Source organism: Rhizobium sp. BT04, assembly GCF_030053135.1.
GTDB lineage: Bacteria > Pseudomonadota > Alphaproteobacteria > Rhizobiales > Rhizobiaceae > Rhizobium > Rhizobium binxianense.
Genome location: NZ_CP125652.1, coordinates 3,262,200 through 3,285,336 on the forward strand (window position 1 = coordinate 3,262,200; position 23,137 = coordinate 3,285,336).

Here is a 23,137-nt window from a genome sequence, read left to right on the forward strand (position 1 = left end):
GCCTCAGGCCGCCTTTCTCATCCTGGGATCGATGACGAGATAGGAGAGGTCGACGATGAAATTCACCACGATGACCAGGCCTGCGAAGAACAGGACGACGTCCTGCATGACGATGATGTCGCGCTGCGAGAGCGCCTGAACGGCTAGCCGCCCGAGGCCGGGAAGGTTAAAGACGTTTTCCACCAGCACCGCGCCGGCGACAAGAAAAGTGAATTGCAGGCCAATCATCGTGAGGATCGGGATCAGCGCGTTCGGCACGATATGCCGCCACAGCACCGCAGCACGAGAGAGCCCTTTAGCCACGGCGGTGCGGGCAAAATCCTCATGCATCGTGTCGAGCACTGCTGAGCGCGCTACCCGCGTCAACACGCCCGCCTGCGGCATCGCCAGTGCGACGGCGGGCATAACAAGCGCCTGCAATGCCGGCAGAATACCGGCGCTCCAGCCCGGAAAACCGCCGGCCGGCATCAGTCCGAGCATCGTCGAAAAAAGGATGATCAACAGCAGCGCCACCCAGAAGGCGGGCACGGCGATGCTGATCTGCGAAAACAGCGTTGCGACGATGTCGAAGACACCGCCGCGGCGCGAGGCGGCCAGCACACCGAGCGGCAAGGCAATCGCCAGCGAAAACATGATCGCCATCAGCGCCAGCGGCAGCGTCACCGCCAGCCGCTCGACGATCAAACCCGCGACCGGGACGCCGTAGGTCAGAGAAGTGCCGAGATCGCCGGAGAACACGCCGGTCAGCCAGTACCCGTAACGCAGCAGCAGCGGTTGGTCGAGCCCGAGATCGTGGCGCAGCGCCGCCAGCGTTTCCGGCGTCGCCGAGGTGCCGAGCATGATCGAGGCCGGGTCGCCGGGCAGAAGATCCATGACGGCGAAGATCAGCAGCGATACGATGAGAAGCGTGACGAGGAGACCGGCAAAGCGGCGGGCGAGGAGTGGGATCATGCGCGCCACGCTTTCGATGTGGCCCGGCGGCTCCCCCGCCCTCCCTCATTCCTGTGCTCGTCACAGGAATCCAGCCACGGCGCGTCTGCGCCGTGAATAACTCTCGTCCAGGCACACAAGTCTCGCGCGCCCAAGGACTTGGGCGCGCTGGATTCCTGTGACGAGCACAGGAATGATGGACGGAGAGGGCTGCGACCGGCATTGAGCGTTTCGCTATGCGGCTTCCCTTCGCTCATCCCATGCCTCTCAATCCGCCCGAACCCGCCGCCTACTCGTCCCAAGAAACCCCAGAGAGCACATTCGAGGGGATCGGCTCGTTCTCCCACAGCCCCTTCAGCTTTTTGTCCCAGACGCCAAGTTTCGGCATGACGAAGAGGTAAAGCGCCGGCACGTCCTCGGCGAGGATCTTCTGCGCCTCGCCATAGATCGCATTCTGCGCGGCGGGATCGGTGGTCTCCTGGACCTTCTTCATCAACGCGTTGAAAGCGGGGTTCTTATAATTGAAATAATAGGGATCACGGGCATAGATGTCGATGTCGAGCGGTTCGGCATGGGCGACGATCGTCATATCGAAGTTGCGGTCCTTCATGATGTCTTGGACCCATTTCGCCGGAAATTCGGTCGGTTCGATATTCATCGTCACACCGATCTCGGCAAGCATCGCCTGCATCACCTCCGCGCTGCGCGGCGCATAGGCCATCTGCGGCGATTTGATCGTGAAGGTGAAGCCGTTGGGATAGCCGGCCTCAGCAAGCAGCGCCTTCGCCTTTTCGACGTTGTAGGGCAGCACGCCTGTCATGTCCTGATAACCCGGATCGTTCGGCGTGTAGTGGCTGCCGATCGGCGTGCCGAGGCCGGACCATGCGCCGTCGATTACCGTCTTGCGGTCGATCGCCATCATCAGTGCCTGGCGCACACGTTTGTCGTCGAACGGCTTCTTGGCAGTGTTCATGCCGGCAACGACCTTGAGCTCGGTATTGCCGATCCGGGTGACGAGCCTGGCATCGCCGTCGAAAGAACTCATCAGTTCGGGTGCTGCAAATTCCGGAAAGGCGTCGAGATCGCCGGATTTCAGCGCCGCCGCCTGCGCCTGCGGATCGGCGATGAAGCGGAAGGTCACCTTGTCGAGCTTGGCGGCGGCATCCTTGTTCCAGTAATCGGCATTCCTGGCGAGTTCGACCTTGTCGCCCTTCGCCCAGCCGGTGAATTTGAAGGGACCGGTGCCGATCGGCGTCGTCTTGTCGTCGGCCGCCGTCTTCGGGGCGACCATCACCGAGGCCGGCCAGCCGAGCCAGTAGATCAGGCTGCCGGTCGGCGCCGAGAGATGCAGCACCAGCGTTTCGGCATCGGGCGTATCGATCGAGGCGATCGAAGCGAAGAAGCGCTTCTGCGGATTGACCGAATCCGCGCCGCGGGCGCGGTCGAGCGAAAACTTGGCGCTCGCGGCATCGAAGGCCTCGCCGTCATGGAATTTGACACCGGTCTGCAGCTTGAACGTATAGGTCAGGCCATCGGGCGAAATCTCCCAGCTTTTTGCCAGCTGCGGCTGGATCTTGCCGGCTTGGTCGATCGTCACCAGCCCCTCGAACACATTCTGCCAGGTCACCTGGCCGATCGCGACCGGTGCTGCGATCGTCGGATCGAGGCCGGTCGGCTCGACGCTCATGCCGAGATTGAGGATGGTCTTCGCCGCCTGGGCCGGCGTCAGCGCCGTCATCACCAGGCCGGCGGAAAGCGCGGCGCCGAGCGAAAGCCGCCGGACGAAAGGTGCAAACGAAAGCTTGTTCATCATGTTCCCTGTCTGGCCGCGTCGATGACGAAGGCCTTTTGCGGATAAGGTGACACCATACCGGTGCACACACAATGACGATTTTGTGTGCCCAGTGTAGCCGAAAAAGCTACACCCGAAATTCGCGGGCAATGCAAGCCGGCGGCATCAGTCTTTCGTCTCGCCTCGGCGGTGCGCTCGCTCGCGCATGAACCTCTCGATGAAGTCGAGCAGTTTCGTCGCCGCGAAGGACAGCTGTCGGTCCGGCGCGACGCAGAGATCGACATGGGTGCGGATACCGGTCTTGCCGGCAAGCGGAATGGCCAGGAGCTGACCCGCCTCGATCTCGCGGCGGACGGTCAACGCCGGCAGCAGCGTCGCCGCAGCGCCGCTGAGCACGAGTTCCTTCAGCATTTCGAGCGAACTGGTGACGAAGACCGGATCGAGGCTCAGCCCCTCTTTCTCGAACAACGCGTCGAAGGCCTGACGGAAACCGAAGGATTGATCCGGCAGGGCCAATGGGTAGTCGGCGAGTTTGCGGATAGGGATTTCGGCAAGGGCGGCCGCCGGATGCTGCGGCGTGACGATGAGATCATAGGCGATCTCGGAGCGCAGCCGCACCTTGGTGCCTGATATGACCGGCGCAAACAGCGTTACCGCAATATCGGCCTCGGCGCTGTTGATGGCATCCACCGCCTGCCGAGCGCTGGTGATCGTCACGGTGAAACGCAGCTGCGGATATTTCAGGCTAAATTCGGCAAGCGCCGGCGCCAAGAGATTGGCGACGGTGGCGCCGTTGGCATAGATGCTGACACGGCCGCGCTGCAGGCCCTTCAGGTCTTCGATCAGCTGCTGCACGTGATCGAGTTCGCGCAGCGTCCGGCCGGCACGGGCGGCGAGCAGCTCGCCGGCCGCAGTCAGCTTGACGCCGCGGGCACTGCGTTCGACCAGCGGCGCGCCGAAATGATATTCGAGGTTCTCGATCTGCCGGCTGATCGCCGTCGGCGCGACGTTGAGGTTCTCGGCGGCCTGGCGCATGGAATTGGTCCTGACCAGCTCGTCGAAATACATCAGCGCCCGGATCTGCATTCACGTCTCTCCGCCATTCGGCATATTCGATCTGTCCGGGTTTTGACCCTATCCAATCAATCGGCGTTCGGGTAGCGGTCGCGCCAGGCCTTTTGCGCGCCCTCGACCGGCAAAGCGGTTGCCGTGTAGACGCCACGGGCGATCGCCCGCGCCATGACGATGGTGGCGAGGTGGCAAAGCTCCATCAGACTCGCCATGTCGTCTCTTCGATGCTTGGCCGTCGATGCGGCAAAGACGGTATCACCGTCGAGCGGCAGATGCGCCGGCAGCAGCGCCCGGGCAAAGCCGTCATGGCCGGCAAGCGAAAGCCGGTGCGCTTCGGCCTTCGTCAGCTGCGCGTCGGTAACGACGACGCCGATCGTCGTTGAAGGCGTGTTCATGCCCTTGAGCCGCATCCGGTGGTCGGCCACACCAGGCATGCCGAGCCCGCCGAATTCGCCGTCTTTTTCGAAAGGGGCCGCCCAGAAATGCGGTCCGTCGCCGATCGTTGCCGAGCCCAGCGCATTGACCGCGACAACAGCTGCGACACGATGCCCGGCGCTGCTGACGGCGCTGGCCGAGCCGAGTCCACCCTTGAAGGTGGCTGTCGTCGCCCCGGTGCCGGCGCCTGCGGTGCCGAGCGCGAATGTGCCCTTGGCGGCCGCCTTCACTGCCGCATAGCCCATGTCGCGATAGGGCGAGTGCAGCCCCCAATCCTTGTCGCCGCCGTTCAGCAAATCCATCAGGATCGCCTGCGGCACGATCGGTATGCGGACCGGCCCGACCGCAAAGCCGCGGCCGAGTTCGCGCAGGCGCGCCTGCACGCCGCCGGCGGCATCGAGGCCGAAGGCAGAGCCGCCGGACAGCACGAAGGCATCCACGGTGCTGACGGTCATCGACGGGTCGAGCAGGCCGGTGTCGCGCCCGCCGGGCGCGCCGCCGAGCACCGTGCCGGATGCGACGGCCGGTTCGTCGAAGACGATGACGGTGACGCCGGAACCGAGCACGAGATCGGTCGCATGGCCGACGGAAACACCTTCGATGTCGGTGATAAGGTTGAGAAGATCGGGCAACGGCGCGTCCTTACACGGAAAGGCCGCCGATAGGACTGCAATTGCCCTCAAAAAACAAGACCGGCCCCAAGTGGCGGGACCAGTCGGACATCTTGAAAAGCCGCGAACGCAATGCCGACAGCATGCCCTCAGGCATGAAGCGGCTTCGGATGACGGCGGGTCATCAGATCGTGGATGGCCAGCCGCACCTCATCCGGCGAGCCGAAACGCTGCTCGTCGAGGTCGTGGACATGGAATTTCACGGCGATGAACTTCAACCGATCTTCGTCGGGAATGACGATCCCGACGGGAACGCCTGCATATTCGATAACTTGCTTCTTCATAAATAGAACTCCTGCCGCGCGACATGCGCAGCCATGGCGAATTGACTTGTCTGGTACCGTTGAAAGGAGGACGAACGTCACATTCGACAGTTCGGGCGGGAGAGGGCGCCCGGACGGTCATTGCCAAGCACAGATCGCCCAAGCAGATCGGCGAGAATATCGATGTCTATCATGTCTCGTTCCTTGCGTTGGCGTTGCACTTGAGAGGTCCCGGAAGAGCCCGGGGCCGGTGATGGCTGCCTTTGGTAATCTACTAACTTGGTAGAGATTACCCGATAGCCCGTCAGAAACATATTCCGAAACGTGTCAAAATATCGACGATCCGAAAAAATTCATTCCGTCGTAGCCCGAACTTACAGAAAGAAACATATCAGCTCTTCGTAAAATTCGCATGACAGAATCAAAGTTTCATCGATCACCGCGGCAGAGATAGGAAGCCTTGCTGTCTCAGGCAATGGCCCATTTCATCAAAAATCGAAACGCCTCGAAATGACCGATTTGGTTTATTCAGGAAAGCCTCGTGTCACCAGCCTTCATCAAGCACCTTCTCCAGCATGTCGGCGAAGAAATCGGCGCTTTCGATACTGAGGCAGAGAGGCGGTTTGATCTTCAGCACGTTTTGGTGATCGCCGGTCGGCTGCATGATGACGCCGAGTTCGAGAAGCCTGTCGCAGATGGCAGCCGTCTCCGCCGTTGCCGGTTCCAGGGTTGTTCTGTCGCGGATGAATTCGAGGCCGAGATAGAGCCCCATGCCGTGCACGGCGCCGGCGATCGGATGGCGGTCGATCAGCGCAGCGAGCCGTGCCTTCAGGTGATCGCCGACCGTCCGGGCATTTTCCTGCAACTTCTCCTCCGCGATGATGTCGAGCACCGTCATGCCGGCGATGCAACTGACCGGGCTGCCGCCGGTGGAGGAAAAGAACGAGCCCTCCTTCTCCAGCGACTGGGCGATCTCCCGCGTCGTGATGACGGCGCCAAGCGGATGGCCGTTGCCCATGCCCTTGGCGACAGTGATGATATCGGGCACGACCCCTTGCTGCTCGAAACCCCAGAAATAATGTCCGAGCCTGGAATAACCGACCTGCACCTCATCGGCGATGCAGAGGCCGCCGCGGGCGCGCACCTCGGCATAGATTTGCTGGAGATAACCGTCCGGCAGCGGAATGCCGCCGGCATTGCCGTAGACCGATTCGCAGATGAAGCCTGCCAGACCTTCGCCGCCGGCGTCGATCGCCTCCAGCACCGGCGTCGCCATGCCGAGATAATCCGCTGCCGTATCGGGACCACGGAAGTCGCCGCGGTAGGTGTTCGGCGACACGACGGTATGCACCCAGTCGGGCCGGGTTGTCAGCGCCTGCGGATTGTCGGCGATCGAGGTGGAGACGGCGTCGCTTGCCGTCGACCAGCCATGATAGGCTTCGAGCAGGCAGAGCATGTTGCGCGCGCCGCTGTGGGCTTGCGCCAGCCGAAGCGCCAGATCGTTCGCTTCGGAGCCGCTGTTGACCAGGAAGACCGTGTCGAGGCCATCCGGAGCCAGTGCGGCGAGGCGTTCGGAAAATTCCGCGATCGCGGCATAGTGGAAGCGTGAATTGGTGTTGAGCCGCAGCCACTGGGCGCTGATCGCCGCCGCGAGCTTTGGATGGCCGTGGCCGAGAATGGAGACGTTGTTGACCATATCGAGATAGGCGCGGCCCTCGACGTCGAACAAATGCTCCCGCCAGCCGCGCTCGATCTGCGGCGGCGCCGCGTAATAGTTCTTCTGCGCTCCCGCCAGATGCGCCTGTCGCCTGGTGAGCAGCTCGGCGCTATCGGCAAGCGGCGCATCCGCTCCCGGCCCGAGAAGCAGCGAGGGAGAAGGGCAGAGCACCGACCAGGCCGCTGCCTCGCGCGGTGTGGCAAAGAGCGGCGGCTCGAGCCCGGCGACGCTGCAAAGTTGAACGCGCAGACCGCCGAGCGACGAAGCCTCTCCGACCACCGCGCCGAGCGGGTCGCCCGCAGCAATCTCGGCTTCATCCTCGACCGAGAGGTCGAGCCCGTCGAGGTGAAGGGTCACGCTGTCGCCGGCGAGCGTCAGATGCTGGTCCTTCCAGCTGATCCGGCCGGCAAAGGGTGCGGCGATCGCGCTGCCTGCGGCAAGGCAGATATCGATATGCAGGGCGCAGGTCGCCAGTGCCTTGGCGTTTCCCAGGCTCGCGCGGGAAAGCCGGTATTCGCCGTAGCGCGTCGCTGCCGTGCCGTTTTCGGTTGCGGCGCGGGCAAGCAGTCGCCAGTCCATGTCGGCATTCAGCCAGTTGCCGGCGGAAAAATGCGGGCTCCGCACCCCAAGATCGACATAGGCGATCTCGGCGGGCTCGATGTCAGGCAGCAATGGCAGCCATCCCGATGCGTCCGGGGCGGCGACATCGGCGCCGGCTGCCTTGAGGATCGCGGCTTCCATGAGCTCGAAGGGCACGGACATCGCCGTATCGAAGATCGCCCACTCGCGGTCGAGATTGCCGCGGACATAGTCATTATCCGGATCGACCGAAATCTGCTGCTCACCGCTGGCAACAAGAATGACCGCACGGGCGACGATCAATGGCCAGAGCGCCTTCAGCTCCTCGTCGGTCAGCGGGTAGATCGCCTGATAGGCGGTAACGGCCGGCAGGATATGGAAAGGATCACCCTCTGCCTGATGCAGCAGCGAAGCGCAGGTGACGGCAAGGTCGCCGACCAGCCAGCCGCGGATGATGTCGCCGAAATCGATCACCCCGTCGGGGATGGTGTGGCCATGGGCATTGCGGCGGCCGACGACATTGTCGCCGGTGACGTCGTGATGCACCGCCTGCAGCCGAAGCGACGGCGCCAAGGGCTGAATGCGGCGAACGGCCATCACCATGGTCTTGGCGATCCGGTCGCGCGCGGCGCTGTCGGTGATGGCGGAAAGCAGCTGCACCGCGACCGGCCCGGCGCGCCTGAGATCCCATTGCAGGCTGCGGTCGAGACCCGGATGATTGAAATCGGCAAGCGCCTGCGCCAGCCTTGCGCAGAGCGCGCCGAGTGCGGCGACCGAAGCCGGCGCCACATATCTCAGCTCCGTCAGCCCCTGGCCTTCCAGATATTCCAGCAGCCGGACCTGGTAGCCTTGCCCGCGCACGGTCAGGACGACGATCTCGCGCCCGTCATTCGTGGCAATCACATTGGGAACGCGTGGTGCATCCGGCTTGCTTTTGAGGTGATGGATCGCCGCATTCTGCGCTTCGAGTTCACGGGTCTCGTAGGCCGCATGGCAGATCTTCAGGACATAGCGGCCCCTATTGCTATCGACGCGATAGTTTCGATCCTGCTGGCTGCCGAGCTCGGCAAGCGTGCCGGAGAGGCTGTAGTGAGCAAGCAGGATCTCTTCCGCATCGGTGACGGTGACGTCGGGACGCGGCAGCGCCATGCGATCAACAAGCACCTCGTCGGTCATGGCACCCCTCCCGCATGATTCGATTACCTCACGCGATAATCAAATACTTGCCGCTGGCAGGCAACGGGAGATTGTCGTTTGCCAGCAAAAGAGATGTGAGGCCTGCCGGCGCTCAACCCATGCGTTCGGAGGCGTAGCTGCCGGGGCTGGCCGGGAAGACGACGGTGCGGTTGCCATTGATGAAGGTGCGGTGATGGATATGGGCGTGGATGGCCCGCGCCAGCACCTGGCTTTCGACATCGCGGCCGATCGAGACATAGTCGTCGGGCGACTGCGCATGGGTGATGCGCGCCGTGTCCTGCTCGATGATCGGGCCCTCGTCGAGATCGGCGGTGACGTAATGCGCGGTTGCCCCGATCAGCTTGACGCCGCGGCCATAGGCCTGCTTGTAGGGATTGGCGCCCTTGAAGCTCGGCAGGAAGGAGTGGTGGATGTTGATGATCTTGCCCGACATCTTGCTGCACATCTCGTCCGACAGGATCTGCATGTAGCGGGCGAGCACGATTAGCTCGGTGCCGGTCTGCTCGGCCACTTCCATGATCCGGGCCTCGGCCTGCACCTTGTTGGCCTTGGTGACCGGAATATGGTGGAAGGGGATGTCGTGATTGACGACGACCTTCTGGTAGTCGAAATGGTTGGATACGACGCCGACGATGTCGATCGGCAGGGCGCCGATCTTCCAGCGGTAGAGCAGGTCGTTGAGACAATGGCCGAAGCGCGACACCATCAGCAGCACCTTCATGCGCTTCTCGCTGTCGTGGAATTCGTATTCCATTTCGAAGGGCGCGGCGACGGCGGCAAAATCGGCGCCGATCTCGGTGCCGGAAAGTCCCTCTTCGGAAATGAAGCTGACGCGCATGAAGAACTTGCCGGTATCGAGATCGTCGAACTGGCTGGAATCGATGATGTTGCAGCCCTTCTCGGCCAGATAGCTCGAAATCGCCGCCACGATGCCGCGCGTCGATGTGCAGGATACCGTCAATACATAGCTTTTCATGTCTCTCCCTCTTCCCTCTGCAAGGCCGCCGCCGTGCTTAGATCAAAGCCCGGGCCGCGGATAGGCCGGCGCGCTTTCATTCATGCGACAAATTGCAAGAGAAACCATCACGTTTCTGCAAGTTCTCTCATTGCCAAGTCTGAAGCTTAGGAGAAGTTGCGCAAAAAACTGTACCGTCAGCGCCGCTTGGATGCGTATTCTCGCCTTCGCCGCTGAACTTAGGCCGGCGGACGGCTCGCCACGGCCGTTTTCCGGCGGGGCGTGGTGATCTCATGGATAACGGCGCCGCCGATAGACGAGAGCACCAGCGACAGGATCACGAAAAGCACCGGCTGCTGCAGGATGCCGATCGGCAGTCGGTCGGCGACGACCCTCAGGAAAGCCAGCGTGAAGGCGTGGGTGATATAGATGCTGTAGGAGGAGTCGCCGAGATAGTTCAGCCATCCCACCACCGGCAGCCTGGAAAAATCGATGGAAACAGCGCCGTAGACGATGAAGATCGCCGGGATTCCCCAGGCGTAGAACCGGCTTTCCGGCCGCATCAGCGCCTCGTTGATGAAGAGAAACGCAAAACCCAGGGCAAGTGCCGCCCAGGCCCAGCGGTTCGGCAGCAGCAGCTTTTGCCCGTAGAGCCAGCCAAGCCCGACGCCGGCGAGAAATTCCAGGATGATCGGCTCGCCGTAGAACCGGCTGGCCGTCGTCTCCGGCAGCAGCTGGCAGGCAATCAGGATGATGGCGAAGACGGCAAACATCGCCGGGATGCGGCGAACTTCCGAAAGCGGCAGCAGCAGCGCGAACACGAAGTAGAAGAACATCTCGTAATTTAGCGTCCAGCCTGGCACGACCACCGGCGTGATCGTGCCGGGATCGGCGGGATTGGCCCACGGCAGGAAGAACAGTGAGGCGGTAAGATGCGGCAGGTCGAACACCGTCGATTTCAGCAGTGACGGGGCCAGCAGCGCCACGACGGCCGAAAACAGCGTCGCCAGCCAATAGAGCGGCACGATCCTTTTGAGACGCCGGCGGGCGAAATCGACCGGGCTCATCGCCCGTCCGCTCGTCGTCAGCCACATCACGAAACCGCTCAAGACGAAGAAGATGTCGACGCCGGTTTCACCATAGACGAAGGCGGTGGCGTCGACCGCCGGATTGACCTTGGCAAGCTGCAATATCGCGTGGAAATAGACGACCATCAGCGCCGCGACGGCGCGCAGATATTGAAGCTGGACCAGCATTCGGCGTCTTGCTCCCTAGAGCATGATGCCGAAAAGTGTGGGCGGTTTTCGGACGACATCATGCTCTATTTCTTTGATTTAGAACAGAATTCAGATTTTAGGCCGATCCGGCCTAAAATCATCCTGTTCTAGGGCTCGCGTGCGTCGGTCTCAACCATGCCGCTGCGGTCAACTCTCTACATCTGCCGGAGCACCCTGCCGGATGCGCGGGCTGTCGTGGAAGCGCATATATCCGACGACGAACCAAAGGAGACCGGCGATCTTCATCGAGAAAACGGCGGTTCCCCCGATCATCATATTCAGAAAAATGAAAAGAGAAAGTGAATGGGCGCAGCGCCGCTGCGCCGCCGTGCGCCCCGCGGGAAAGAGGCAGACGAACAGCCATAGGGCGATGACGCCGAAGATCGTCGCCGCGTAGATCAGGTAGACATAGCCGCTATCGGCGAATTCGGCGACCCGGTCGACCGAAAGCCCGAGGATGGCGAGCGGATCGAGTTCCATGATCTTCTTCATCGTCAGGTTGATGCGACCGGTGAAGTTGTCGCCGGTCGCATTGGGTTTCAAGGTGTAGACGAGAAAACCGGCAGCGACGATCAGCGGCATCAGCGCCAGATTGAAATTCCTCGGGATTTTGGGAAAAACGAAATAGCCGACGATGCAGGCAAAACAGAAGATCAGCATCGTGCGCGTGTCGTTGGTCACCAGGATCAGCACGGCAGTGCCGATCATTAGCAGTCGGTCCCAGCGGCCGAGCTTTTCCCACATCGAGATCAGATAGACCGCGATCACGCCGCAGAAATTGGCAAGCGACACCTGTTCGAGGAAGATCGAGGAGGAACGATGGTCGATGATGCCGAAGGAGAAGCGCTCGGGAAAGCCGAGCGCATTCTGGAACAGGCCCGTCGTGTTGTAGCTCAGCGGCAGCAGCCCGCGCGTATTGGCGAAATAATCGGACGGATGGACGATGCTGACATAGAACGGCACGCTGACGATCTCGAAGATCAGGAAGATCATGACGACAAGGCTTGCCCAGCGAAAGGCAAGCTTCATGGTTTTCTCGTTGCTCCAGCCGCCGAGGCCGGTGAAGCAGAAGATGATCAGAATGTTGCGGAAATGATCGATGAACAGCATGCGGTTCAGCACGCTGACATAGATGGTCACGACGAGCGTGAACAGCAGGAACAGGAAGGCCGGCAGGTCGGTCTCGTAGATCCCCTTGTGCAGGATATAGAGGATGGCGCTCGCCATGATTAGGCCTTCGCTGGCGGCGACATGCGCCATCGACAGCGGCATGATGTTGTGGTTGATGAAGGCGAGAATGCCGTTATAGAGCACCGAAAGCAGACCGAGCCAGAGCACCGGGTAATCGACGCGCGACGCCTCGCCGGCAGCATCGAGCCGATTGCCGGCGACGGCAAAGGTCGCAGCTTTGTGGTCGCCGACCGCCATTCTCATTTCCCCACCGGCTTGACGGCGGAACACGTGCCGGCATCGGCCTTTGCCGCCTCGACCAGAAGCCGCATCTGCGGCCGCTCAGGGCCCTTTCGCGGCTGGACGTTGAACGGCTCGTCCGCCGGCCACCATTCGCCCGCCGCCCAATAAGACCAGCCGAGCCAGGCGTCGCTATTCCCGGACATGGTGGCGTAGATTTGGGTCAACCCGCTCATGCAGTCCTTGTCGGCGGAGGCACCGAATTCGCCGAGAAAGCCGCGCTTGTGGTTGCGCTTCAGCCAGGCGGTGACCTCGGCGATCGCCTCGACCGCAGCAGTCGAGCCTTCGCAGGTCGGGTGGGTTCCGGAGGAATCGACGTCGAGATACTGGTGGACCTCATAGGCGTAGAAATCGAGCGGATCGCGCACGCCGAGCATGACCGTGCCGTTGGCGCCGCCGATCACGTCCTTCTCCCAGCTGTGAGCGCCGCTCCACGACGTACCCGGCACCAGAATGAGATTGCGAGCGCCGACGGCGCGGATGCTGCGGATCGCCGCATTGGCGGCGGTGAGCCAGTCCGTCGCCTTGATGTCGTAGGGCTCGTTCATCAGGCCGAAGAGAACGCCGTCCTGATTGGCGAATTCGACCGCGAGCCTTGCCCAGAAATCACCGAAGGCGGCATTCGTCGCCGGCGCCGTGCCGACCTGCACCTTGTCGTAATAGCCGAAATTATGCGGGTCGAGCAGCACGGCCATGCCGTGTTTGCGGATCAGGCCGACGGTATCCTTGACCCGCTTGAGTTCGTCCTCGTCGAGCCGCCCGCCGAGCGCCGGCTGCAGCCGCTCCCAGCGGAACGGCAGGCGGATGATCGTCAGGCCCTTTTCGGCGAAATAGCGGATCGTCTCTTCGCTGGGATAGGTATAGTTGGTGCCGTAGGTGCCGTCGCGCTCGCCATATTCGCCGCCGGAAAGATTGACGCCGCGGTAACAGGGCGCCTCAGTCGCAAGAGCCGGCGAGGGGAAGAGAGCGGCGGCAAGCAGCAGCGCTGTCAGATGTCGTCTCGCCCTCATCGCTACCCCTCGCAATCGCCTCAAATCGCAACATTGGCGTCGCTGCGGATTATTTTAACGGTCCGTTAGCTAAGAATTTCTAAAGTCTCAGCACCTCGGCTTCAGTCTTTCACGCTGGGCGGGACACGAGTGCGCGTATGAACCAGTATGACAGGAACAGGGTAAGCCGGCTTCCCGGCTGGCGCAGTTTTGAGCCGTCTCAGACTGCGCCGGAAGGCGTGCGCATGCGCAGTCCTGTCGTCCGTCCGGACGATTTCGTCCCTCCGATGCCTGAACCCGCCCCTCCTGTCCCCCCTCCTGCTTCTGTGCCGCCGCCGGCAAGGGTTGCGCAAACCCGGCAATCCGAGCGTCCGGCGCCTCCACCTCTGAAACAGCCTGTCGCGGACGCGCCGTCGAACGCAGCGCCCGCGCCCGCCGCACCGCTTCTCGACCTCCGCTCCAGCGTCGCTGCGATCTGGAGCCGACGGCTGGTCGTCCTCGGTCTGGCGCTTCTCGGCGCCGTTGCCGGCGGGGCAGTGGCGCCATTCATCGGACAGAAATTCACCGCCGTCAGCAGCCTCTATTTCGATCCGCGCCAGATCGGTCTTGCCGATGCGGGTGGCCAATCTTCGGGACCCTCGCCGGAAATGATCTCGACGCTGATCGACAGCCAGGTGCAGATCCTGACCTCGGGCAATGTGCTGCGCCGCGTCATCCAGGCCATGAAGCTTGACCAGGATCCGGAATTCACCGGCGGCCGCACCGATGGCGCCGCCGTGATCGGTACCTTGCAGAAGGCGCTTGTCATCACCCGCGAGGCTAGCACCTATGTCGTCTCGCTTGCCGCGACGACGAATGATCCTGAAAAATCCGCAAGACTTGCCAACCAGGTCGTCACCTCCTTCACCGAGGAGGAGAACAGCGCTTCGAACGGCATCTACGAAAACACCTCCTCGACACTCGACGGACGCCTCGACGATCTGCGCCGGAAGGTGCTGGAGGCCGAACAGGCCGTCGAAACCTTCCGCGCCGACAACGACATGGCCGCGACCGAGGGCAATTTGATTTCCGATCAGCGGCTCGTCTCGCTGAACACGCTGCTGGTGTCGGCGCAGGAAAAGACCATCCAGGCCAAGGCCCGCGCCGATGCCGTCGCCAATCTCCGCGTCGAAGACATCGTCGCCGGCAACCAGACCGAAGGCGGCGTCACCTCGCCGCTCGTCAGCCTACGTCAGCAATATGCCACCCAGGCCGCCGCCGTCGGCAGCCTCGAAAGCCAGATGGGCACGCGTCACCCGCGCCTGCAGGCGGCCCGCTCCTCGCTGCAGAGCATATCGGGCGAAATCAGGGGCGAATTGCAGCGTCTCGCCACCTCGGCAAGGGGCGAATACGAGCAGGCCAAGTCAGCCGAGGACAGCATCGCCAAGGAGCTGGCCGTACAGAAGGCGCTGCAGGCGAGCACCTCGGACAAACAGGTGGAACTGAACGAATTGCAGCGCAAGGCGACGGCGGCGCGCGATATTTACGAGACGGTTCTGAAGCGCTCCAGCCAGACGAGCGAGGAGCAGAACCTCAACCAGAGTAACATTCGCGTCATCTCGCCGGCCGAGCCGCCCGTCAAGGCCGATGGTCCGGGCAAGAAAATCCTGCTGGCGGCCGGCATCATCGGCGGTCTCCTCGCCGGTTTCGTCGTCGGCGCGGGTTTTGCGATCCTCGCCGGCCTTTTCGGCCACCCCGTCATCAGAAGTTATTTCAGGACGTCGCCTCCTGCCGCCGCTTGATGACGATATTCAGCTTTCCTACATCGTCAGAGCGGCCACCGACGCCGGCAGGAGAGTTGCCATGCGGCTTGTGATGATGCTTTCGATATTGCTCGTTGCCGTGTCCGGCCTAGCGCCCTCGTCCGCCTTTGCCGTCGACTGGACGAAATCCGTCGATTCGGGCGTTCAACCCCTCTATCCCTATAAGGGTCTGCCCGGCGTCAAGGCGCAGCCGGACAAGAAGGAAGAGGAATCCTACAATTGCCGCACCGAAACCGTCCAGATCCGCCGCCGTTATGACGAGATCTTCCGCTCCGGCGGCATGCCGACGCTGATGTATGTCTGCGAACGCGACGGCTTCATCTCGATGGACGACAAGGTTCCGCTGCGCGGCCACTATCAGCCGGTGCGGTGAGGTGTTTCAGGCGGTCAGCAAAGCCGCCGGATACGCCTGCCGGAAACGTTCGATTGGAAGCTCCATTCTCAGATAGTCGAAGCCGGCATTTGCTTCCGACCGATCGACGATCGAATATTTGACCATGCCCTCTTCCTCCGTGCGCCGCAGTGGCAGGCTTTCGGCCGGCGCAAAGCCCAGCCGCTTGTAAAGGCCGATCGCTTTTTCATTGTGGGAGAAGACATGCAGCTCAGCCGTTTCGACCCCGAGCCCGGAAAACATCCACTCCAGCAGTGCCCTGCCGCAATGGAACATCAGGTTTCGGATACCGCTCGCGCGGCCGCGGATGACGTTGTCGAAATCGGCCGAGCCGGGCTGGATGTTGCAGATGCCGAAATTGCCGAACCGGTTTCCATCGGGATCGCAAATGACGAATAGGATGCGGTCGGCGGCGGGCAGGGAGATGGTTTCGAGCCACCGCCGCGTACGCTCCTCGACGGCGCTAAACTGGGTGAGGAAAAACGGCATCGACTGGCTGCGCCACGTCGTCAGGTCGTCGATCAGGCCGGGCTCGTCGAGCATCGACCTGTCGATGCATTGGAGGTCGCCCACGTGCCTACCGGTGTCGTCCCTGATCGGAAGTCGGAGCCGTCTGGCCGGATCCGCATTGTCCTTGAGGCTGACGATATCGACCTGCGTCATGAACGACGATCCCTGATTGTCCGCTCACGCCTTGCGGCAGATGCAATAGCCGCCCGGCGAGGAAGACAGCACGAGCTTGCCGTTCAGAACCGGATCGACTTCGAAGCGGTCGGTTTCTGCCAGATAATCGGTGACGGCCTTCAACGGCTCGTTGCCGCGCAGCCAGACCTTGGAACGTTTTGTGAAGGCCTGTTCCTCCGTCAGGTGGCCGATGAGCGTGTCGGCGACGACCAGGTAGCAGCCTTCCGTCACCAGCGGACCGTAGGCGCGGCATTCCGCCAGAACATGCTCGTAGGAATGGTCGCTGTCGAGTACCACCATCACGCGGGCGCCCGGCGGGATCTCCGCCTTCACGGCGGCAAGCACGTCGTCGTCGACGGAACCGCCCTGGATCATCTTGATCCGGTTCGACATCGGATGGGTTTCGATCGACTCGCGATTATGGGCGCGGATGTCGATGTCGACGCCGACAACCTTGGCCTTGTCGTTGCCCATAGCGGCGAGGATCGACGCCATGAAGATCAGCGAGCCGCCGCGCGCAATGCCGGTTTCGATGATGACATCGGGCTTGGTTGCCCAGATGACTTCCTGGGTCGCCAGGATATCGACCGGAAGCTGGATGATCGGCACGCCCATCCACGACCAGAGATAGAAATAGTCGAACTTGTCGAGCCCGATCAGCGTATTCAGCGATTGCTGGAAGCTTGCTTCGTCTTTACCGAGCGCAAGCGACATTTCCCGCTTGTGGGCCTCGAATTCGAGACGGTCGTCCTTGGTAGTCATGACTGTTCTTTGTCCTTCGCTCTATGGCGGTCCTAGGCCGACTGCTGCAATGCCGCGCTGTTGTGGTAAATCCGCCCGGCCGCCACATCGAGCAGCGTCGCCGCCACCCGGTCGATATCGGCTTCGCTCATGTCGTGATAGCTTGGCAGGTTGATCGCCCGCCCCGGAATGCTCCAGGCGTTCACGTTCTCGGGCCGGTCCTCGAACATGGAGAGGCTGGACAGGGGATAGAAAAAGACGCGCGCGTCGATATCGGCGGCCTCGAAGGCCTGCTGCATCATCTCGCGGGTAATACCCGTCGACGGATGCAAGACCGCGGTGGGCATCCAGGCGCCGTTGATCGTGCCGCTGTATTCCGGGTTCATCGAGATGCCGGGCAGGGCGGAAAGCCGTACCATGTAGGCGGCGAGGATTTCCCGCTTGCGGGCGACGAGCTCTTCGATGCGCTCGATCTGCGCGCAGCCAATGGCCGCCTGGATGTTGGACATCTTGTACTTGAAGCCGATTTCGTCGGGCCAAAACTGCTTGGTCTGGCCGCGTGCGCGGCCGTGGTTGCTGAGCGTCAGCACCCGTTCGTAAAGCGCGGCGTCGCTGGTGACGAACATGCCGCCTTCGCCCGTCGTCAGCGTCTTGGTGCCGTGGAAGGAGAAGGTGCCGAAGGCGCCCATCGAACCGGCGCGGCGGCCATGCGAGACGGAGCCGATCGCTTCGGCCGCGTCCTCGATCACCGGGATGCCGGTGCGCTTGCCGATCTTGAGCAGCGCATCCATGTCGCAAAGATTGCCGTAGATGTGGGTCGCGATGATCGCCTTGGTCTTCGGGGAAATGTGCCGCTCGACCTCGCCCGGATCGATGCACCAGGAATCCGGCAGCACATCGACGAAAACAGGCTTAGCGCCGAGGTGGACGATCGGCGAGACGGTGGCGATCCAGTTGGTGTCAGCGAGGATCACTTCGTCGCCTTGGCCGACGCCGAGCGCGGCTAGGCCCATGTGCATGGCGCCGGTGCAGCTCGATGTCGCGATGGCGAAGTCGCTGCCGAGGTAAGTCTTGAAGTCGCGTTCGAAGCGGTTGATGTAGTCATAACAGCGTGCGCCCCAGCCGGTTGCTGCCGCGTCCGTGGCATAATCGGTTTCAAGCTGGGTGATGGAAGGCTTGGTGTAGAAGATCCTGTTTGTCATGCCGCTAATTTCTGTTGAATTGAAATCAAGACGCAGGCGCCCGCCACGACGCTAGTTTTTGAAACTGGCGCGAGGCTCACATGATGATGTGCCGGGCGAGATCGTGCTCGTGGAACACGAGATTGGGCAGGTAGCCGAGTGCTACGAAATATTCCCGATCGCGTTCGACGCTGACGAAGACGGCGGTGCTTTCCAGCGGGCTGTCGCTGAGTTCCTTTGTCACCTTCACCTTTTCGCTCAGCCCGAGCTCTCGCATCAGATTTTCGAGCGCTGCGATCTCCGTGAAACCGGCGAGAAGCAGCGTGTTGATCCCGATCGCCGAATTCACCTCGCTGACCAGCGTCTGAATGGCGACCATCAGGGGCAGCCCTTCTCGGAAGGGACGGATTTCCGGGTGATCGAGCATCCCGCCCCACATGACGCGGGTATAGAGCTCGTAGGCCTTGATGAAGTTCTTGCGCGCAGCCCAGAAGCGGAAGGCGACCGCCATGCGGTTGAGTGTGAAGATCTTGCACATCTCCTCATACCTGAGACGTGTCTCGGGCGTCAGGTTCACTGCCCCGCGCTTGACCCCGGTATAAAGGAAATATTCAAGCCCGCCGCGATACCGATCCCAGCTCGTCATGACGTCGTTGGTGCCTTCCTGTGGCCGGTCGCGAACGATCGCCGAATTGGCGATGGAGCGATAGAACGGACGCTGTAGGAACGCGATCGCGCCTTGATCGAGGAAATGCGCGAGGAACGGGAACGGATAGAAGCAGATGTCTCGCGGAATCCAGGCCGACCGCAGGGCCGATGCGCGGTAGATCGCGATTTCCGGAAAGATGTGGCGTTCGAAAATATACTGGAAGACCTCGGTGAAGCTGCCAAGCGCAAATTTTCGGTCTTCCTCGACATTGTAGAATTTCGTGATGTCGTTTTTGGCGACTTCGTCGTAGAGGAACCAGGGCGCATGGGCGCAAGTCACCTCCTGATTATCGTCGAGATATCTGACGGTGTCGGCCACCGCATCCGCGATGAGGATGTCGTCGTCGGCGAGATAGATGAGATATTCCCCTCTGCCGAGGCGGAGAGCGCTCGTGACATTGGCGTTGGCACCGGCATTGACCTCGCGCTTACAATAGCGGATCGGCAATCCGTGACCGATGAACTCCTCGACAACCTGCTGGGTGCCATCCGTGGAGGCGTTGTCGCAGATGACGATCTCGAAGGAGAAGCTGAACTTATAGTCGTTTCGGCAATATGTCAGCGCATTTCTGAGATAGGCTTCGCGATTATAGGTCGGGATGCAGATGCTGAGTTTGATGCCGCTCAAAGGCTTGTCTCCTGGCTGTAGCTTTCAAGCGCAACGTCGCGCTCGTTGATGACGCTGGGCCTGAATGGCCAGGCGATGGAAAAGGCGGGATCGTCCCAGCGGACGCCGTGGGCAAGCTCCGGCACATAGACTTCCGACATCTGGTAAAAGAGCTCGCAGTCGTCCTCGAGTGTCATGAAGCCGTGTGCGCAGCCGCCAGGGATGTAAAAGGCGTTGTGACGAGCAGCATCGAGCTCGACCGACGCCCATTGGAGATAGGTTGGGGAATCTCGTCTCAGATCGAGCGCCACGTCGAAAACCCTGCCGCGTGTAGCGCGCACCAGCTTGACCTCCGGTCGGGGATCGGCCTGGTAATGCATGCCGCGCAACGTCCCGCGCCTATGGTTCTGCGAGACATTGCACTGCGGGTAGACAGGTACGAGACCGTGGTCCTCAAAGCTCTTGGCATCGAAAGTCCGTGCGAAAAGCCCGCGTTCGTCGTAGCGCGCGTCGACTTCCACAACAAAAGCACCCGAAACCGCGGTCGGAAAGAATCTCATCCGAGTACCGTCAGTTCCGGCACCGCGACGACGAAGCGCCCGCCCCAGGCGCCGACCTTGCTGTTGGCCGCTACGACTTCGTTCTTGATATTCCACGGCAGGATGAGAACGTAGTCCGGCTTCGTCTCGTCCATTTTTTCCGGCGCGTAGATCGGCAGCTTGCTGCCCGGCAGGTAATGTCCCTGCTTGTGCGGGTTACGGTCGACCACATAATCGATGAGGTCGGTGCCGACGCCGCAGAAATTCAGGAGCGTATTGCCCTTGGCGGCGGCACCATAGGCCGCAACCGTCTTGCCGTTGCGCTTGGCTTCCTTGAGGAACGCCAGTAACCCATCTTTTATTGGAGCTACGCGGCTTTGGAAGGCCTCATAGGTTTCGATCTTGTCAAAGCCGGCGGACGCTTCGTCAGCGCGCACTTTGGCGACACTGGGGCCGCTCGGATGAGTGGCCGATGTCGTGCGGCGGGCGAGAACGCGCAGGCTGCCGCCATGCGTCGGCAATTCCTCCACATCGAATACCGTGAGGCCGTGCGCGGCGAAGGCCTTCTCGACGGCCAGCAGCGATAGATAGTAGAAATGCTCGTGGTAGACAGTATCGAACTGGATGTTTTCCATCAGCCGCAGCAGGTGCGGGAATTCGACGCTGACGATGCCGTCAGGCTTCAGCACGGCCGAAAGCCCGCCGACGAAGTCGTTGATATTGGGCACGTGGGCAAGCACGTTGTTGCCGATGACGATGTCTGCTGCGTGGCCGCGCGAAACGAGATCCTCAGCCGTCGCCTTGCCGAAGAAACGCGCCTCTGTCGGCACGCCGATGCCGCGCGCGACCTCGGCGACGTTTTCGGCCGGTTCGATGCCGAGCACCGGCACCCCGGCCTCGACGAAGTGTTTGAGCAGATAGCCGTCATTGCTGGCCACCTCGATGACCTGCGATGTCGGACCGAGGCCGAAACGCTCGCGGGCCATGATGGTGAACTGGCGGGCATGCTCCACCCAGCTGTCGCTGTAGGAGGAGAAATAGGCATAGTGGCTGAAGATGTCCTCAGGCGGAACGAAAGCGTCGGCCTGCACCAGCCAGCACTGCGAACAGACGAAGGCGCGCAGCGGATAGGATGGCTCCGGCTGCTTGAGCTGCTCTTCCGTCAGATAGGCATTGGCGAGCGGCGTCGAGCCGAGGTCGACAAAGCGATGCTTCAACGGGGCGTCGCAAAACCGGCAATTGTGCGCTGTCATGATACTGCTTCCTCATATGCCGCGATCTGGCCGAGCGAGAAGGCGCGCATGTCTTCGCCCTCGCGGTTGGCTTTGTACCAGGCGACGGTCCAGTCGATAGTCTGTTGCAGGCTGAGGCGCGGGCGCCAGCCGATGGTGTCGAGCGCCAGCGCCGAACTCAGCGTCAGCGCCGGCGCTTCCGGCAGATGTTCGCCGGGCGCCAGCCGCCACGCGCCTTCGACGCGGTGTGCGCGTCCGAGCGCCTCTGCAAGTTCGGAAACGGTGGCGAAGCTTTCGGGATGCGGACCGAAATTCAGCGCATCCGGCAGATCGTGGCCACGCACCTCGGTCAGCGCTTGCGCGAAGCTGAGATAACCGCCGAGCGGTTCCAGCACATGCTGCCAGGGACGGATCGCTTCGGGATAACGCAGCAGGATCGGCTGGCCGCCTTCGAAGGCGCGGATGAAATCGGGGATCAGCCGGTCTCTGGACCAGTCGCCGCCGCCGATGACGTTGCCGGCGCGCACCGTGGCGAGCCTGAGATCGCGCTCTTTGAAGAAACTGTCGCGGTAGCTCTGGCAGACGAGCTCGGTGCAGGCCTTGGAATTGCTGTAGGGGTCCTTGCCGCCGAGTGTATCGGTCTCGACGAACGGGATGCCGCTGCCGTTATTGGCATAGACCTTGTCCGAGGTGATGACGAGCACGGTCTTGACAGTGGGCGTCTGCCTGATGGCGTCGAGAACATTTGCCGTTCCCATGACGTTGGTCGAGAAGGTCTCGGCTGGGTTCTCGTAGGAGCGCCGTACCAGCGCCTGCGCGGCCATATGGATGACGATTTCCGGCTCGACACGCCTGGAGAGAGCAAGAAGCGCCTCAGCGTCGCGGATATCGACGATATGATGACCGCGATCGTCCCAGGGAGCGAGTTTGCGGTAGAGCGACGGTTCGGTCTCCGGCGCCCGCGACACGGCGGTGACCTCTGCGCCGAGCCGCTCCAGCCACAGGGAAAGCCAGGAACCCTTGAAGCCCGTGTGTCCGGTGAGGAAAACCCGCCGCCCTTTCCAGAAGTCCGTCAGGCCCATAGCTTCCACGGCGCCTTTCCGGAATTCCAGAGTTCTTCCAGATGGGTGCGCTCGCGCAATGTATCCATCGGCTGCCAGAAGCCGTCATGCTTGAAGGCGGCAAGCTGGTTGTTGGCGGCAAGCCACTCCAGCGGGCCGGCTTCCCAAATCGTGTCGTCGCTTGGGATGAGGTCGACCACGGAAGGGTCGAGCACGAAGAAGCCGCCGTTGATGCGTTGGCCGTCGCCTCTCGGCTTCTCCACGAAGGAGGTGATGAATTGGCCTTCGATATTCGTGGCGCCGTAACGTCCGGGCGGGGTTACCGCGCACATCGTCGCCTTCAGGCCGTGATCGCGATGGAAGGCGACTTCGGCGGCGATGTCGATGTCGCCGACGCCGTCGCCATAAGTCATGCAGAAGGGTTCGCCTGGTGTCAGATGGTCGCGAATGCGCCCCAGACGGCCGCCAGTCATCGAATGCATGCCGGTATCGACCACGGTCACGCGCCAGTTCGGTCGTTTGCCGCCGTGATAATTGATACTGTTGGCGCCGAGATCGACGGTGATGTCGCTGTGGTGCAGAACAAGGTTTACGAAATATTCCTTGATCATATAGCCCTTGTAGCCGGCGCAGATGATGAAATCATCGAGCCCGTGATGGGCATAGATGTTCATGATGTGCCAGAGGATCGGCATGCCGCCGATTTCGACCAGAGGCTTGGGGCGAATACTGGTTTCCTCGGCAAGACGAGAGCCAAGGCCACCGGCGAGAATTACGACTTTCATCCCAAGCGAACTCCAGAGTGTCTAGTCAAGCTTTCCGTCCCTCTTTGAGCCGCCCGGGCT

20 protein-coding genes are annotated in these 23,137 nt (G+C 61.8%); 2 read left to right on the forward strand and 18 right to left on the reverse strand.

The window, feature by feature from the left end:
* Positions 1-3: 3 nt before the first annotated feature.
* The 10 genes from QMO82_RS24085 to QMO82_RS24130 form a co-directional block, all read right to left on the reverse strand.
* Positions 4-951, reverse strand: a complete 948-nt coding sequence (locus QMO82_RS24085; protein ID WP_183610045.1) for an ABC transporter permease — start codon at positions 949-951, stop codon at positions 4-6.
* Positions 952-1,219: 268 nt separating this feature from the next.
* The gene (locus QMO82_RS24090) at positions 1,220-2,740 is read right to left on the reverse strand and encodes an ABC transporter substrate-binding protein (RefSeq protein WP_183610046.1); all 1,521 of its coding nucleotides are present in this window, start codon (positions 2,738-2,740) and stop codon (positions 1,220-1,222) included.
* Between the two features lie 147 nt (positions 2,741-2,887).
* Entirely contained in the window at positions 2,888-3,808 is a 921-nt protein-coding gene (locus QMO82_RS24095) for a LysR family transcriptional regulator (RefSeq protein ID WP_183610047.1), read from the reverse strand.
* A 56-nt stretch (positions 3,809-3,864) separates the two neighbouring features.
* A complete protein-coding gene (locus QMO82_RS24100; protein WP_183610048.1) occupies positions 3,865-4,860 on the reverse strand; it encodes a P1 family peptidase in 996 nt (331 codons plus the stop codon).
* A gap of 128 nt (positions 4,861-4,988) precedes the next feature.
* The gene (locus tag QMO82_RS24105; RefSeq protein WP_003544544.1) at positions 4,989-5,183 is read right to left on the reverse strand and encodes a hypothetical protein; all 195 of its coding nucleotides are present in this window, start codon (positions 5,181-5,183) and stop codon (positions 4,989-4,991) included.
* A 523-nt stretch (positions 5,184-5,706) separates the two neighbouring features.
* Positions 5,707-8,634, reverse strand: coding sequence for an aminotransferase (locus tag QMO82_RS24110; RefSeq protein ID WP_183610049.1), 2,928 nt, complete (start codon positions 8,632-8,634; stop codon positions 5,707-5,709).
* A 112-nt stretch (positions 8,635-8,746) separates the two neighbouring features.
* On the reverse strand, positions 8,747-9,631 hold the full coding sequence (gene purU, locus QMO82_RS24115; protein WP_183610821.1) for a formyltetrahydrofolate deformylase: 885 nt from the start codon (positions 9,629-9,631) through the stop codon (positions 8,747-8,749).
* Between the two features lie 218 nt (positions 9,632-9,849).
* Positions 9,850-10,866, reverse strand: a complete 1,017-nt coding sequence (locus tag QMO82_RS24120) for an acyltransferase (protein WP_183605302.1) — start codon at positions 10,864-10,866, stop codon at positions 9,850-9,852.
* A 168-nt stretch (positions 10,867-11,034) separates the two neighbouring features.
* Positions 11,035-12,315, reverse strand: a complete 1,281-nt coding sequence (locus tag QMO82_RS24125) for a hypothetical protein (RefSeq protein WP_183605303.1) — start codon at positions 12,313-12,315, stop codon at positions 11,035-11,037.
* A 2-nt stretch (positions 12,316-12,317) separates the two neighbouring features.
* Entirely contained in the window at positions 12,318-13,367 is a 1,050-nt protein-coding gene (locus QMO82_RS24130; protein WP_183605304.1) for a glycoside hydrolase family 5 protein, read from the reverse strand.
* 137 nt (positions 13,368-13,504) lie between these two features.
* Between QMO82_RS24130 and QMO82_RS24135 the strand changes: the two genes are divergently transcribed.
* Together QMO82_RS24135 and QMO82_RS24140 are read left to right on the forward strand one after the other, a co-directional pair.
* A complete protein-coding gene (locus QMO82_RS24135) occupies positions 13,505-15,127 on the forward strand; it encodes a GumC family protein (RefSeq protein ID WP_183605305.1) in 1,623 nt (540 codons plus the stop codon).
* A gap of 61 nt (positions 15,128-15,188) precedes the next feature.
* Positions 15,189-15,521 carry a hypothetical protein gene (locus tag QMO82_RS24140; protein ID WP_183605306.1) on the forward strand — a complete coding sequence of 111 codons (333 nt, stop codon included), beginning with the start codon at positions 15,189-15,191 and terminating at the stop codon, positions 15,519-15,521.
* 6 nt (positions 15,522-15,527) lie between these two features.
* Here the strand turns inward: QMO82_RS24140 and QMO82_RS24145 are convergent, their stop codons facing one another.
* The 8 genes from QMO82_RS24145 to rfbF all read right to left on the reverse strand — a co-directional run bounded on the left by QMO82_RS24145 (position 15,528) and on the right by rfbF (position 23,077).
* Complete coding sequence (locus QMO82_RS24145; RefSeq protein WP_183605307.1) at positions 15,528-16,202, reverse strand: GNAT family N-acetyltransferase; 675 nt, start codon at positions 16,200-16,202, stop codon at positions 15,528-15,530.
* Positions 16,203-16,226: 24 nt separating this feature from the next.
* Entirely contained in the window at positions 16,227-16,985 is a 759-nt protein-coding gene (locus QMO82_RS24150; protein ID WP_183605308.1) for a cephalosporin hydroxylase family protein, read from the reverse strand.
* Between the two features lie 32 nt (positions 16,986-17,017).
* The gene (locus tag QMO82_RS24155; RefSeq protein ID WP_183605309.1) at positions 17,018-18,166 is read right to left on the reverse strand and encodes a DegT/DnrJ/EryC1/StrS family aminotransferase; all 1,149 of its coding nucleotides are present in this window, start codon (positions 18,164-18,166) and stop codon (positions 17,018-17,020) included.
* A 76-nt stretch (positions 18,167-18,242) separates the two neighbouring features.
* Positions 18,243-19,481, reverse strand: coding sequence for a glycosyltransferase family A protein (locus QMO82_RS24160; protein WP_183605310.1), 1,239 nt, complete (start codon positions 19,479-19,481; stop codon positions 18,243-18,245).
* Positions 19,478-20,020 carry a dTDP-4-dehydrorhamnose 3,5-epimerase gene (gene rfbC, locus QMO82_RS24165; RefSeq protein WP_183605311.1) on the reverse strand — a complete coding sequence of 181 codons (543 nt, stop codon included), beginning with the start codon at positions 20,018-20,020 and terminating at the stop codon, positions 19,478-19,480. The genes QMO82_RS24160 and rfbC overlap by 4 nt, the downstream gene beginning before the upstream one ends.
* Complete coding sequence (locus QMO82_RS24170; RefSeq protein WP_183605312.1) at positions 20,017-21,252, reverse strand: class I SAM-dependent methyltransferase; 1,236 nt, start codon at positions 21,250-21,252, stop codon at positions 20,017-20,019. The genes rfbC and QMO82_RS24170 overlap by 4 nt, the downstream gene beginning before the upstream one ends.
* Positions 21,249-22,313: a CDP-glucose 4,6-dehydratase gene (rfbG, locus tag QMO82_RS24175; RefSeq protein WP_183610827.1), complete on the reverse strand. Its 1,065-nt coding sequence runs from the start codon at positions 22,311-22,313 to the stop codon at positions 21,249-21,251. Before rfbG ends, QMO82_RS24170 begins: the two co-directional genes overlap by 4 nt.
* Positions 22,304-23,077 (reverse strand): glucose-1-phosphate cytidylyltransferase, encoded by a 774-nt coding sequence (rfbF, locus tag QMO82_RS24180; RefSeq protein WP_183605313.1) that lies wholly within the window; start codon positions 23,075-23,077, stop codon positions 22,304-22,306. The genes rfbG and rfbF overlap by 10 nt, the downstream gene beginning before the upstream one ends.
* Positions 23,078-23,137: the final 60 nt, after the last annotated feature.

Coding starts and splice junctions, on each gene's coding strand:
- QMO82_RS24110 (WP_183610049.1), bottom strand. CDS start 8,634: ATGACCGACGAGGTGCTTGTTGATCGCATGGCGCTGCCGCGTCCCGAC.
- QMO82_RS24130 (WP_183605304.1), bottom strand. CDS start 13,367: ATGAGGGCGAGACGACATCTGACAGCGCTGCTGCTTGCCGCCGCTCTC.
- QMO82_RS24145 (WP_183605307.1), bottom strand. CDS start 16,202: ATGACGCAGGTCGATATCGTCAGCCTCAAGGACAATGCGGATCCGGCC.
- rfbG (WP_183610827.1), bottom strand. CDS start 22,313: ATGGGCCTGACGGACTTCTGGAAAGGGCGGCGGGTTTTCCTCACCGGA.
- QMO82_RS24090 (WP_183610046.1), bottom strand. CDS start 2,740: ATGAACAAGCTTTCGTTTGCACCTTTCGTCCGGCGGCTTTCGCTCGGC.
- QMO82_RS24140 (WP_183605306.1), top strand. CDS start 15,189: ATGCGGCTTGTGATGATGCTTTCGATATTGCTCGTTGCCGTGTCCGGC.
- QMO82_RS24105 (WP_003544544.1), bottom strand. CDS start 5,183: ATGAAGAAGCAAGTTATCGAATATGCAGGCGTTCCCGTCGGGATCGTC.
- QMO82_RS24150 (WP_183605308.1), bottom strand. CDS start 16,985: ATGACTACCAAGGACGACCGTCTCGAATTCGAGGCCCACAAGCGGGAA.
- QMO82_RS24095 (WP_183610047.1), bottom strand. CDS start 3,808: ATGCAGATCCGGGCGCTGATGTATTTCGACGAGCTGGTCAGGACCAAT.
- purU (WP_183610821.1), bottom strand. CDS start 9,631: ATGAAAAGCTATGTATTGACGGTATCCTGCACATCGACGCGCGGCATC.
- QMO82_RS24125 (WP_183605303.1), bottom strand. CDS start 12,315: ATGGCGGTCGGCGACCACAAAGCTGCGACCTTTGCCGTCGCCGGCAAT.
- rfbC (WP_183605311.1), bottom strand. CDS start 20,020: ATGAGATTCTTTCCGACCGCGGTTTCGGGTGCTTTTGTTGTGGAAGTC.
- QMO82_RS24085 (WP_183610045.1), bottom strand. CDS start 951: ATGATCCCACTCCTCGCCCGCCGCTTTGCCGGTCTCCTCGTCACGCTT.
- QMO82_RS24155 (WP_183605309.1), bottom strand. CDS start 18,166: ATGACAAACAGGATCTTCTACACCAAGCCTTCCATCACCCAGCTTGAA.
- QMO82_RS24120 (WP_183605302.1), bottom strand. CDS start 10,866: ATGCTGGTCCAGCTTCAATATCTGCGCGCCGTCGCGGCGCTGATGGTC.
- rfbF (WP_183605313.1), bottom strand. CDS start 23,077: ATGAAAGTCGTAATTCTCGCCGGTGGCCTTGGCTCTCGTCTTGCCGAG.
- QMO82_RS24170 (WP_183605312.1), bottom strand. CDS start 21,252: ATGACAGCGCACAATTGCCGGTTTTGCGACGCCCCGTTGAAGCATCGC.
- QMO82_RS24135 (WP_183605305.1), top strand. CDS start 13,505: ATGAACCAGTATGACAGGAACAGGGTAAGCCGGCTTCCCGGCTGGCGC.